Annotated in this window: 12 protein-coding genes; 11 read left to right on the top strand and 1 reads right to left on the bottom strand. The window is 59.2% G+C overall.

The window, feature by feature from the left end:
- Positions 1–208 precede the first annotated feature (208 nt).
- Entirely contained in the window at positions 209–415 is a 207-nt protein-coding gene (locus BN3560_RS01740; RefSeq protein WP_231897325.1) for a helix-turn-helix domain-containing protein, read from the bottom strand.
- A gap of 337 nt (positions 416–752) precedes the next feature.
- Between BN3560_RS01740 and loaP the strand changes: the two genes are divergently transcribed.
- From loaP to BN3560_RS01685, 11 genes are all read left to right on the top strand, one after another.
- A complete protein-coding gene (loaP, locus tag BN3560_RS01735) occupies positions 753–1,265 on the top strand; it encodes an antiterminator LoaP (protein WP_087190861.1) in 513 nt (170 codons plus the stop codon).
- A 157-nt stretch (positions 1,266–1,422) separates the two neighbouring features.
- Entirely contained in the window at positions 1,423–2,058 is a 636-nt protein-coding gene (locus BN3560_RS01730; protein WP_231897324.1) for a sugar transferase, read from the top strand.
- Positions 2,059–2,826, top strand: a complete 768-nt coding sequence (locus tag BN3560_RS01725) for a WecB/TagA/CpsF family glycosyltransferase (RefSeq protein WP_096226794.1) — start codon at positions 2,059–2,061, stop codon at positions 2,824–2,826. It abuts the gene before it with no gap.
- Complete coding sequence (locus BN3560_RS01720; RefSeq protein ID WP_087190863.1) at positions 2,827–3,870, top strand: polysaccharide biosynthesis protein; 1,044 nt, start codon at positions 2,827–2,829, stop codon at positions 3,868–3,870.
- Positions 3,867–5,063: a polysaccharide biosynthesis C-terminal domain-containing protein gene (locus BN3560_RS01715; protein WP_096226792.1), complete on the top strand. Its 1,197-nt coding sequence runs from the start codon at positions 3,867–3,869 to the stop codon at positions 5,061–5,063. The genes BN3560_RS01720 and BN3560_RS01715 overlap by 4 nt, the downstream gene beginning before the upstream one ends.
- Positions 5,060–6,238 (top strand): UDP-N-acetyl glucosamine 2-epimerase, encoded by a 1,179-nt coding sequence (locus BN3560_RS01710; RefSeq protein WP_096226790.1) that lies wholly within the window; start codon positions 5,060–5,062, stop codon positions 6,236–6,238. Before BN3560_RS01715 ends, BN3560_RS01710 begins: the two co-directional genes overlap by 4 nt.
- 1 nt (position 6,239) lies before the next feature.
- The gene (locus tag BN3560_RS01705) at positions 6,240–7,556 is read left to right on the top strand and encodes a glycosyltransferase (protein WP_096226789.1); all 1,317 of its coding nucleotides are present in this window, start codon (positions 6,240–6,242) and stop codon (positions 7,554–7,556) included.
- 7 nt (positions 7,557–7,563) lie between these two features.
- On the top strand, positions 7,564–8,886 hold the full coding sequence (locus tag BN3560_RS01700) for a hypothetical protein (protein WP_123649860.1): 1,323 nt from the start codon (positions 7,564–7,566) through the stop codon (positions 8,884–8,886).
- Position 8,887: 1 nt separating this feature from the next.
- Positions 8,888–9,931, top strand: coding sequence for a glycosyltransferase family 2 protein (locus BN3560_RS01695; protein WP_096226785.1), 1,044 nt, complete (start codon positions 8,888–8,890; stop codon positions 9,929–9,931).
- Complete coding sequence (locus BN3560_RS01690) at positions 9,928–11,394, top strand: lipopolysaccharide biosynthesis protein (RefSeq protein ID WP_123649859.1); 1,467 nt, start codon at positions 9,928–9,930, stop codon at positions 11,392–11,394. The genes BN3560_RS01695 and BN3560_RS01690 overlap by 4 nt, the downstream gene beginning before the upstream one ends.
- A gap of 26 nt (positions 11,395–11,420) precedes the next feature.
- On the top strand, positions 11,421–12,212 hold the full coding sequence (locus BN3560_RS01685; protein WP_096226782.1) for a LicD family protein: 792 nt from the start codon (positions 11,421–11,423) through the stop codon (positions 12,210–12,212).
- Positions 12,213–12,223 lie beyond the last annotated feature (11 nt).

Below are 12,223 nucleotides of genomic sequence, written 5' to 3'. Positions count from 1 at the left end.
GCTGCTCCGATCCGGGTGGCCGCCGCGGTTCTCTCTCCGACGGCATAGCATGGGATCGGCTGGCCTGGGGATGCCCGCGGATTAGCGCCTCGCCCCAGCGGAGCCGCGCGTTTCGCGCCGTTCTCCCGGCATCCTGTTACTCAATTGTTGTTTTTATACAACTATAGGTTATAATCGACATGCCGGGTGCGGAAAGCATCGCGGGCCTCTACTCGCGGGGATCGATGCGGGGGATGCCCTCGAAGAACTCCGACAAGGTCATGTCGAAGCCGTTGGCGATTTTGGCGAGGTTCTGCAGCGTGACGTTGCGCCCGCCGACTTCGATGGAGGCAAGATAGGTGCGGTCCATGCCGATCTTCAGGGCGAACCGCTCCTGGCTTAGCCCGGCGGCGGCGCGCAGGTCCTTGATCCGCAACCCGACTTTTGTTTGCAGTAAGTTTCGCATGAACGAAGACTACGGGCGTGTTGTATGTATAACAACGGACTATATACAACATTGCCCAATCGTTGACCATTCGAAGGGCGCGAGGCGCCTTTCTTTGGCTCCTCGTTGTTGTATAAAAGCAACATCGAGGCAACTTACATATCTTGAGATGGCGTAATCGTCGCTAAGCGCGTTCCGCCGATCGACAAGAGGATGAATAGGTGCAGGCGATCTCTCTCGCGGCCATGGGTCGGGAAAGCAGAAGCATGCAGCTGTTCATCCTCTTTTCTTTTGGCGGAGCATCGACGCGGCGGGAAAGGGGCTGGCGATGTGGTACGTGGCGCAGGTGCAGGCGGGACGCGAGTCCGCGACGCGCGACCTCTGCCTTCGCCTGGTGTCCCCGGACGTGCTCGAGGAGTGCTTCATGCCCGAGTACGAGACCATGTGGCGCGTCCGCGGCGAGTGGAAGCTAGTGAGGCGCCTGCTGTTCCCCGGCTACCTGTTCTTCGTCACAGGCGATGCCGAGGAGCTCAACAAGGAGCTTCTGCGCGTGCCCCTGCCCATCCGCCTGCTGGGCAACGAGGAGAACTCGTTCTTCCCGCTGACGAAGAAGGAGCAGGACTGGTTCCTGTCGTTCATGGACGGCGAGCACATCGTCCGCATGAGCGAGGGCTACATCACAGGCGACAAGGTCACGGTGACGCGCGGTCCCCTCATGGGCCTCGAGGGCGACATCCGCAAGATCGACCGCCACAAGCGCCGCGCCTACCTCGACGTCACCCTCTTCGGCCGCACCGTCCCGGCAAGCGTTGGCCTGGAAGTTGTGAGGAAGACCGCGTGAGGCACCTGGACCTTCCGACGGGGGGGGGGGTGCTGACCGCTACGGTCGCAGCTTCGTGCAAGAACCGAACCAGATAGGCGAGTTGGCTCTCGACGCAGACGCTCCGTTGTGCGAGACGGCGACCGGGGCGAAAGATGCTGAAGCACGTGTTGGGCATGTGTGCGACGATGCACGGCTCGCGTACCGCTTTGCGAAGAGGGCGTTCGACATAGTGCTCTCTCTCTGCGTGATAGCCGTGCTGCTGGCGCCCTCGCTCCTGCTGTGCCTGGCGATCCGCCTAGAGAGTCCGGGGTGTCCCATCTACTCCCAGAAGCGCGTGGGCCGCATCGGCAAAAGCGGCGAGGTGGAGACGTTCGACATGTACAAGTTCAGGAGCATGCACAAGGACGCCGACGAGCGCCTGGCCGACCTCAAGGACCTGAACGAGGCCGACGGCCCGCTCTTCAAGATCAAGGACGACCCCCGCGTGACCCGCATCGGCCGCTTCATCCGCAAGCACTCCATCGACGAGCTCCCCCAGTTCGTGAACTGCCTGCTGGGCCAGCTCTCCTGCGTAGGTCCGAGGCCGCCCTTGCCCTCCGAGGTCGCCCAGTACGACGAGCGCGCCATGCGCCGTCTCTCCGTGAAGCCCGGCCTCACCGGCTACTGGCAGGTGAGCGGCCGCAGCGACACGACCTTCGACGACATGGTGGACCTCGACCTCAAGTACATCGAGGAGCGCGGCGTGCTGACCGACTTCAAGGTGATCTTCAAGACGGTGGCCGTCGTGTTCACCGGCAAGGGAGCGTGCTAGGTGGCTGCCGAGCCCTGCGTCCAGGCCCCGCCGCGCGTGCCGGTCATCGGCGTGCCCATCACGGCGGTCGACCTCGAGGGGTGCGTTCGCTTCGTCGAGGAGAACCTCGACGCGATCCGGGGGAGCTACCTCTGCCTCTCCAACGCCCACACCACGGTCATGGCCCACGACGACCCGGCGTACTTCGAGGTGCAGGCGGGATCGCTGATGTCCCTGCCAGACGGCAAGCCCCTCTCCGTAATCGGGCGCAGGAGCGAGCCCTCGATGGGCCGCGTGACCGGCCCCGACTTGCTGCGGGCCCTGCTCGAGCGATCGCCGTCGCACGGTTGGTCCCATTACTTTTACGGTAGCACGCCGGAGAACCTCGGGCTCTTGGCGGCCGCCCTCGGGCGGGACTATCCGCGGGTTCGGGTCGTCGGCGCCGAGCCCTCGGTTTTCCGGGAGATCTCCGACGAGGAGGTGGGGGAGCTCGCGGAGCGCGTGGACGCCTCCGGCGCGGACTTCCTCTGGGTCGGCATCGGGGCCCCGCGCCAGGAGGCGCTCTGCGCGCGCCTCGAGGGCAGAACGCGCTGCCTCATGGCCGGCGTCGGCGGCGCGTTCAACATCCTGGCCGGGGTGGTGCCGGAGGCTCCAGGCTGGATGCAGCGGGCGGGGCTCGAGTGGCTCTACCGCCTTGTCCAGGAGCCCAGTCGGCTGTTCGAGCGCTACGCCGTCACCAACACGAAGTTCGTCTACTACGCGGCGACAGGGAAGAAAAGGATCTCTTAGATGCGGGCAATGGAAGGCAGGACCCTCATGATAACCGGCGGCACGGGCAGCTTCGGCTCCACCGTGCTCGACCACTTCGTCGGCTCGGACGTGGGCGAGGTGCGCGTGTTCAGCCGCGACGAGAAGAAGCAGGACGACATGCGCCACCGCCTGCAGGAGCGCGACCCCGGGCTCGCCGCGAAGGTGCGCTTCCTCATTGGAGACGTGCGCGACGAGCGCAGCGTCCGCGACGCGATGCGCGGGGTCGACTACGTGTTCCACGCCGCGGCGCTCAAGCAGGTGCCCTCCTGCGAGTTCTTCCCGATGGAGGCCGTGAAGACCAACGTGGTCGGCACCGACAACGTGCTCCACGCCGCCATCGACGAGGGCGTGCAGAAGGTCGTGTGCCTCTCCACCGACAAGGCCGCCTACCCCATCAACGCCATGGGCACCTCCAAGGCCATGATGGAGAAGATCATCTACGCCAACGCCCGCAACGGCGCGGGCCGGACCACCATCTGCTGCACCCGCTACGGCAACGTCATGTGCAGCCGCGGGTCGGTCATACCGCTGTTCATCGACCAGATCCGCGCCGGGCGGCCCGTCACGGTCACCGACCCGGCCATGACGCGGTTCCTCATGAACCTCGACGAGGCGGTCGACCTGGTGCTCTTCGCCTTCGGGCACGCCGAGCCGGGGGACCTCTTCATCCAGAAGGCGCCCGCCGCCACGGTGGGCGACCTCGCCGAGGCCGTGCAGGAGCTCTTCGGGCGCACGGGCACCAAGGTCATCGGCACCCGTCACGGCGAGAAGCTCTTCGAGACGCTCATGACGCGCGAGGAGCGCCTCCGGGCCGAGGACATGGGGGAGTACTTCCGCGTGAGGGCCGACACGCGCGACCTCAACTACGACAGGTTCACCGTGGGCAACGTGCGCACCCAGGCCGACGAGTCCTACACCTCCCACAACACCGAGCGGCTCGACGTGGCCGGTACCGTGGGGAAGATCGCGACCGCCTCCTACGTTCGCGAGGCGCTCGCCGGGCGGAAGGGGGACCTGCTGTGAGGGTGCTCGTGACCGGCGCCAAGGGCTTCGTGGGCCGCAACCTCTGCGAGAGCCTGAAGGCGATCCGCGACGGGAAGGACCGCCGGCTGCGCTACGCTCCGCTGCTGCCGCTGGAGGTCTGGGAGTGCGACCGCGACTCTTCCCCCGAGGACCTAGAAGCGTGGTGCACGGGGGCCGACTTCGTCTTCAACCTCGCCGGCGTGAACCGGCCCGAGGACCCCGCCGAGTTCATGGAGGGCAACCTCGGGTTCGCCTCCGAGCTCCTGGGCCTGCTGGAGCGCTGCGGCAACGCGTGCCCGGTCATGCTCGCCTCCTCCGCGCAGGCGTCGCTGGAGGGCCGCTACGCCGGAAGCGAGTACGGTAGGTCCAAGCTCGCGGGGGAGGAGCTGTTCCGCGACCACTCCGAGCGCACCGGCGCGAAGGTGCTCGTCTACCGCTTCCCGAACCTCTACGGCAAGTGGTGCCGCCCGAACTACAACTCCGCCGTGGCCACGTTCTGCCACAACGTCGCGCGCGGGCTTCCCGTGAGGGTCGACGACCCCTCGACGGAGCTGGAGCTCCTGCACGTCGACGACCTCGTCGCCGAGATGCTCGAGGCCCTGCTCGGGAACGAGTCCCGCGGCGACGACGGCCTCTGCCATGCCGGCCCGACCGACAGGGCCACCCTCGGGGAGATCGTGGCCCTGCTCGAGTCGTTCCGGGACTCGCGCGCCACCCTCGTCGTCCCCGACCAGTCGGAGGGCTCCTTCTCCAAGAAGCTCCACTCGACGTTCCTTTCGTACTACGAGCCCGAACGCCTCTCGTACCCCCTCGACCCCAAGTCCGACGAGCGCGGCTCCTTCTGCGAGGTCCTGCGCACCCTCGACTGCGGCCAGGTGTCCGTGAACGTCTCCAAGCCCGGCGTGACCAAGGGCAACCACTGGCACTGCATGAAGTGGGAGAAGTTCCTCGTCGTCTCCGGCGAGGCGTCGATCCGCCTGCGCCGCGTGGGCCTCGACGAGGAGGGGAGGCCTTTTCCGACCGTGGAGCACCGTGTTTCCGGCGAGCGCCCCGAGGTCGTGGAGATGGCGCCGGGCATGACCCACTGCATCGAGAACCTCTCGGCCGAGCGCGACCTCGTGACCCTCATGTGGGCCAACGAGCCCTTCGACCCCGAGGACCCCGACACGTTCTGCGAGGAGGTGGATCGATGAGGACGGACTTCTCCGACGTCTCCTTCAAGAACGACGGCCGCCTCAGGCTGCTCGTGATCGTGGGCACGCGCCCCGAGGTCATCCGCCTGTCCGAGGTCGTCAAGAAGTGCCGCGAGCACTTCGACTGCCTGCTCGCGCACACGGGGCAGAACTACGACTACTCGCTCAACGGCGTGTTCTTCCGCGACCTCGAGCTCGGAGACGCGGACGTCTACCTGGACGCGGCGGGGGAGGACCTCGGCGAGACGATCGGTGCCATAGTCGACGCGAGCTACAAGCTCATGGCCGCCGTCCGCCCCGACGCGCTCCTGGTCCTCGGCGACACGAACTCGTGCCTGTCGGTCATCCCCGCCAAGCGCCTGCACATCCCCATCTTCCACATGGAGGCGGGCAACCGCTGCAAGGACGAGAGGCTCCCAGAGGAGACGAACAGGCGCATCGTCGACATCATATCGGACGTCAACCTCGCCTACTCCGAGCACGCTAGACGGTACCTCGCCGAATGCGGATGCGCCCCCGAGCGCACCTTCGTGACCGGCAGCCCCATGGCCGAGGTCCTGCGCGCGAACCTCCCGAGGATCGACGCGAGCGGCATCCTGGGCGGGCTCGGCCTCGAGCCCAAGCGCTACATGCTCCTCTCCGCCCACCGCGAGGAGAACATCGACGACGCGGCGAGCCTGCGCTCGCTCTTCGGCGCCGTGAACGCGCTCGCGGAGCGCTACGGCATGCCGATCCTCTACTCCTGCCATCCGCGCAGCCGCAAGAGGCTCGCCGAGGCCGGCCTCGCGCTGCACCCCCTCGTGCGCATGCACGAGCCGCTGGGCTTCCACGACTACAACAAGCTGCAGTCGAGCGCGTACTGCGTCGTCTCCGACTCGGGGACGCTGCCCGAGGAGTCGTCCTTCTTCGCCTCGATCGGCAGGCCCTTCCCGGCGGTGTGCGTGCGCACCTCCACCGAGCGCCCCGAGGCCCTCGAGAAGGCCTGCTTCGTCCTGGCCGGCATCGACGAGCGGGGCCTCCTGCAGGCCGTGCGCACGGCCGTCGCCCTCGAGGAGGCCGGCGACGGCGGCATCCAGGTGCCCGACTACGCCGACGAGAACGTGTCGGCGAAGGTCGTGAGGATCGTCCAGTCCTACGCCGGCGTCGTCGACAAGACGGTGTGGCGGAAGGGCTGACGTGAGATACGTCCAGATCAACTCCTTCTACAACGGGTCGACCGGCACCATTATGCGCGGCCTGCACAAGGAGCTGCTCGAGCAGGGCCACGACTCGTACGTCTTCTGGGGGCGCCGCCACGAGACGGTGTCCGACCATGAGCGGCGCTGCGCCTCGAAAGCGGGGGTCTGCTTGCACGGGGCGCTGACGCGCCTGACCGGCCGCGCGGGCTTCTACTCGAGGCGCGACACGGCGAGGCTGCTCGCGGAGCTCGACCGGATCGACCCCGACGTGGTGCACCTGCACAACGTCCACGGCTACTACGTCAACGTCGAGATGCTCTTCGAGTGGCTGGCGGCGCACCGCTGCCAAGTCAAATGGACCCTCCACGACTGCTGGGCGTTCACGGGCCACTGCGCGCACTTCACATATGCGAAGTGCGCGCAGTGGAAGACCCGCTGCGCGTACGAAGAGCCCTGCTGCCAGCTGTCCACCTACCCTAAGACGATCTCCAAGCGCTCCTGCACGCGGAACTTCGACGACAAAAGGCGCGTCTTCAACCTCGTTCCCGCGGATCGCATGGAGCTGATAGCCCCCTCGAAATGGCTCGCCGACCTCGTGGGCGAGTCGTTCCTCTCCAAGTACCCCGTGACGGTGAAGCATAACGAGGTCGACCGCACTGTGTTCAAGCCCACAACCAGCGACTTCCGCGAGCGCTACGGCCTCGAGGGCAAGTTCGTGATCCTCGGCGTCGCGTCCCCCTGGACGGAGCGTAAGGGCCTGGACGACTTCTTGCGCCTGGCGAACGTGCTGGATGATAGGTACGCCATCGTGCTTGTCGGGTTGACCGGGCGTCAGATCAAGAAGATGCCCTCACGCATTTTGTCTCTCGAGAGGACGGAGGATCCGGAGGCTCTTGCCCGCGTGTACACGGCGGCCGACTTGTTCGTGCATCCCGGCGTGGAGGAGACGTTCGGCCTCACTGTCGCCGAAGCCCAGGCGTGCGGCACCCCTGTTCTGGTTCGTTCGGGGAGTGCTTGCGAGGAGGCTGCACAAGACGGCGAATGCCATACGGCCGGTCTCGGCTTCGATGCGCTGAAGTCAGCAGTAATAACGGGGGGGGGGTGCTTCGTGATTTGCCTTGAGAGAACGGAATCGAAGCGGCAGATGGCTGCGATATACAGCGCTGCGGACGTTTTCTTCAACCCGACGAGGGAGGACAATTTCCCAACCGTGAACCTGGAAGCGCAGGCCTGCGGTACTCCGGTGCTGACCTACGACATAGGCGGATGTGGAGAGACGATAAACCTTGAGCATTCGCAAGTAATAGGGAGCTGATAGGATCATGCCTTTGTTGTTGACATCGATGATCGGTGCCTCAATTTTTGGAAATGATTTTTTTAAGTTTTCAATAGGGTCGTTTAATGTGCTTGATTTTCTAATTGTGGCCACATGCATTTCGTATTTGGCAATTTTCTCGTTTGGCAGAGCGAGAAGAAATTTCAATTCGGGTCTATTATGCGACAGGTGGCTCTGGGCCTTTTTAGCGTATGGGCTGATCTCGGTCATATTCTCGTATATGGGTTTTTATTCATCCCTTGGGCTGTCTTCGGACGTTTTGTTCAATGCTTCCTTCATACCACGGCAAGCGTACTATCTCTTCTTTATTCCGCTCATCATCGCATCGACGCGCCATCCATCTTCTGGTAGTTGCAGGAAATTCCTTTGCGGAAAATACAGGCTGCTTTTCTTGTGCATTTACATAGCACACGTTTTATGGACGGGCGGATTTGCCCTTGATGTGTCGAGTTGTTTTTGCCTGAGTTTGCTTCTTCTGTTGAAAAAAAGGAAGCAAGAGGTCATTGACCTTCTCTTCCTAGGTGTTGTTCTGTTCAGCCCAATGGCTGTGGGGGGCGAGATGACGCAGGCTGCGATTCGCCTCGTATGCCTAGTGTTCTATTTTGCGAAAAGCAAGGAAAACGTTTTCCACTACGGGATGTTTGCAGTCCTGGCCATTGTGATCGCGTGCTTCATTGTTCCGTTTGCACCGTTCGGGGATTTGGGCCTGGATGCGAATACCAGTTGGAGGATTTCGTACTGGAGAGATGAGCTCGACCAACTTCTGGCTACATACGGCATGGGCGTAGGATATGGAACTTCGTATGCATCGTATGGCTTTATAGGCTCGGCCACATCCGGGCCATTTGCGGCCACTGCGCAGTATTCCACTTTGGAGAAAATGTACGTTGTGGGTTGCCACAACTCGTTTATTTCGATGGCTTTCAGGTTAGGTGTTGCTGGCGTTTCTTTGTTGCTGACCTATATTTTAAGTCTTGCAAGCCGGAAGCGTTCACATCGAGAGGACTTTGCCTCTTCGGCTTGCTTCGCGGTAATTTCTTCTCTGATAATAATCTGTTTCAACGTCGGGTTCGAGAGCCCCGCCTACTTTTTCTTGTTCGCTTTCTCCGTAAGCTATCTGAATTCGACTGCGACTTTGCGTGAGGCAGCTATCTGCTCCGTGGAAGCAGATAGAGGGCGCCGTTCGGATGCAACTAATTCTGCTGGTTTGGGTGGCGCAGAAGCTTTGTCGCGTCACGGTGTGATTCCGAAAGCCGCTGAAAGGGTGCGTACCCGGTTCAGATGCCATCTCGCAGCGAAGGTCATGTAAAATGCAGAGCCCTTTACTATCGATTGTTATTCCGGCTTATAACGCTCAGAATTATTTGGACGACTGCCTCAACTCCATTCTCATGCAGGATTTTGAGGATTATCAGGTAGTGATTATCGATGACGGATCCATCGATAACACACAAAAAATATGCAGGGCGTTTGAGTCTTCGCATTCTGGGAAAATAATTTATTATCGGCAAGAAAACAAAGGTCCCCTCTTGGCTAGACTTCGTGGGCTAGACGAGGCATCGGGTCGTTATGTCGCTTTTGTTGACAGTGATGATATGCTGCATCACTTATCGTTGTTGCAAGTTGCGGATGCGATTGCCCGACTGATGCCCGATATGCTTATGTTTGATATGAGCCAGCATGAGTCTTTTGGTAAGAGCGGTCCGCGATTATTCGACACTGATTGCGATCTATCCGTTATCGCGAAAGAGCAAGTTGTTACAAAGCTTTATTCAACTCATCTACTCAATTCGCCTTGGTGCAAGGTTTTTAAAAAGAGCATTGTTGACGATGCCGCTTCTTCGTTGGGTAAATTCGCTTATTACTCTAGTTCCGAAGATTATCTAATGATGATGGTTTTCATCGATGTTTGTACGACGTTCGCGTATTTGAGAAGTCCTCTTTATTACTACAGAAATACACCCGGCAGTCTTAGTCATTCGTTTTCGCTTGAGAAGGCAGAGCAATCTCTTGTTGTAAGGAATATTGCCCTGAATAACGCTTCGAAATGGGCTGCAAAGTTTGGATCGAAGGATATTTATCGCGGGGCGTGCGTAGGTGCGTACGCTACCTTCTCGGGGATTATCGAGAGTGCTGCTTTGAACTGCGAAGACGCCTCCGAAGTGTTCAATTTGGTAAGAAAGAGCGATTGCTTTAATAGGTCTGTGATCGAAGGGCCTCGCGATATCGCTGTTCGCGTTGATCGGCTTGTTGAATGCAAGCTGCTTAAGCAGAACCGCTTCCTGTTGCTCAAAATGCTAAGCATAGTATTTTTTGTTGCGAAGCAGGTCAAAAAGAACTTATTTAGCGCATGACGGCTCGTCGCAGCAGTCGAGGAATTATCGAAAGACTGACGACTCCGACTGAGAGTTCGTCAGTGATGACGAACCTCTCGCTCGCTTTCTTTGCTCAAGGATCTACTTTGGTTGTAAGCATTGCCATGTCTCTTGTCGTGCCGAAGCTTTTAGGGTTGGAGTCTTACTCGTATTGGCAAACATTTTTGCTTTATGCCGGGTTCGTGGGACTTACTCTTTTCGGTGTAAACGATGGCTTATATTTAAGACTAGGTGGATCAGTCTATGGCTCTATTGACCGAAAGTTGCTCAAAGGGGAGTACGGATTGATTTTCGCCGCACAGTTCTTTATTGCCGGCATTTTTATCGTATTCATACTTACTCAAGATATTAGAGGCGATTTACTCATAATTGGGATAGGCGTTTGTTTTTACTGCTTGAGCGCCAATTCGTTCTCCTTGTTCGGATACACCTTGCAAGCTGTCAATCTCACCCATTTATATTCCATCGCTAGTCTAATCAACAAGATCGTGTTTGTTGCGGCTCTGGTTGTTTTGTTTGGAACCGGATATGAAAGCTATGCAGTCTTAATCACTGTGTATGTGTTAAGTCAGGTCGTAGCAAGCTTGTACATGCTCTATTGCTTGAGGGATTTGTTCAAGGTTGGTGCGTGCGATTTAAGATCATCCGTATCTCTTGTAATAAAAGATATTGAATCCGGCATCAAGGTCATGGTGGCCTTTTATGCTAGCTCTCTCATAGTTGGTTTTGCGCGGATTATGGTTGAACTAAATTGGAGCATAGAGGAGTTCGGCCTTCTCTCTTTCGCTTTGTCAACGGTGTCTTTCGTATTAGCTTTTATAGGTCAAATATCAATGGTCATGTTTCCTGTCTTGAGAAGAATGGGGGGCGATGAGCAAAAGCAGCGTTTCTTCCAGATAAGAAATGCGTTGGTCGTAATCCTGCCTCTCGTTTATGTGGTTTATCCCCTTGGTGCGTTCTTTTTGACGTGGTGGTTGCCTGATTTTTCAGATGCGCTGCTTTATCTGGGCATTGCAATGCCTATCTGCGTGTTTGACGGAAAGTTCAACTTGCTGTGCAGTACTTATCTTAAGGTGCTTCGCGATGAGAGATATCTTCTTTTGCTGAATGTTGCGGCAATGGTCGTAGGTATCGCCCTTAGCTTGATTGCCGTCCATGTGTTCAAAAGCATCATTTTCGTAGCCATGGGAGTGGTTGCATCGATTGTCTTCAGGAGTGTTTCGGCGGAGTTGTTTTTAGCTCGAAGGAGACTCGGCCTGCGGGTGGGACGGTATCTTGCAAGCGAAGTGTGTTTGGCGATTGTGTTTATCACCATCCAGCTATTGAACATTGAAGCTATGGGCTTGCCACTGGTTTGGTGCGCTTATCTACTCTACTTGTTTTTCAACAGAGGTTGTTTGCGAGATGTTTTTCGCTTGATGGGCAGGAAAACTCAGAAGTAAAAAGCTTTTTGCGAGGAAGTGTACCGATGCAGGAAATGACATTAGGGGAAATCCAGAAAACTTGCCTAGGGCTTCTCAAAGAGTTGGGTGCCTTTTGCAATGCGCATGGGCTTCAGTATTTCCTCATCGGCGGCTCCGCTTTGGGGGCGGTGCGCCATGGTGGGTTTATCCCGTGGGATGACGACGTCGATGTGGGGATGCCCAGGGAGGATTACGAGTCGTTCTGCCAGTCCTACGCAGACGGCGACACGTTCAAACTGTCGCTTTTGGGCAAAACGGAAGGCTACTTCAACCCCTTCGCCAAGTTGTGTGACGCCCGCACGAAATACGAGGAGCCGACTTCGAAAAGCATCAGCCAAGGCGTCTTCATAGACGTATTCCCGATCGATTACGTATGCGAATCCCAGGCGGCCATCAAAAGGGCGATGGTCAGGAAGCGCCTGTACAACTACGCGTTCACGACTCGGCTCGACGCCCAGAAATACAGGAACGAGGCGATTCCGAAGCGGATCTTGAGGAGGGCGATGAGCAAGGCGTACGCGATGCGCGACCCCGTCGCCGCTTCGGAGGCCGTCGCTTCGAGCATTGCCAGCGCGGAGCCCACTTCGCGGGCGATGAATATCTGGGGGGCATGGAACGAGCGTGAAGTCATGGATGCGGAGTGGTTTGGCGAGGGGGCGACGTTCCGGTTCGAGGACATGGATTGCCCGATCCCCTCCGAATGGGACAGATACCTCTCCAGGCTGTACGGGGACTACATGTCCCCTCCCAAAAGCCCGCCGCACAGCCACGGACTCGCTTTTCGGATCGAAGACTAGATCGCAAAAAC

The organism is Gordonibacter urolithinfaciens (genome assembly GCF_900199375.1).
In the GTDB taxonomy this organism is placed as follows: Bacteria; Actinomycetota; Coriobacteriia; order Coriobacteriales; family Eggerthellaceae; genus Gordonibacter; species Gordonibacter urolithinfaciens.
This window is presented reverse-complemented; position numbering and strand designations above follow the sequence as displayed.

Coding starts and splice junctions, on each gene's coding strand:
- BN3560_RS01695 (WP_096226785.1), top strand. CDS start 8,888: ATGCAGAGCCCTTTACTATCGATTGTTATTCCGGCTTATAACGCTCAG.
- BN3560_RS01690 (WP_123649859.1), top strand. CDS start 9,928: ATGACGGCTCGTCGCAGCAGTCGAGGAATTATCGAAAGACTGACGACT.
- BN3560_RS01700 (WP_123649860.1), top strand. CDS start 7,564: ATGCCTTTGTTGTTGACATCGATGATCGGTGCCTCAATTTTTGGAAAT.
- BN3560_RS01720 (WP_087190863.1), top strand. CDS start 2,827: ATGCGGGCAATGGAAGGCAGGACCCTCATGATAACCGGCGGCACGGGC.
- BN3560_RS01710 (WP_096226790.1), top strand. CDS start 5,060: ATGAGGACGGACTTCTCCGACGTCTCCTTCAAGAACGACGGCCGCCTC.
- loaP (WP_087190861.1), top strand. CDS start 753: ATGTGGTACGTGGCGCAGGTGCAGGCGGGACGCGAGTCCGCGACGCGC.
- BN3560_RS01685 (WP_096226782.1), top strand. CDS start 11,421: ATGCAGGAAATGACATTAGGGGAAATCCAGAAAACTTGCCTAGGGCTT.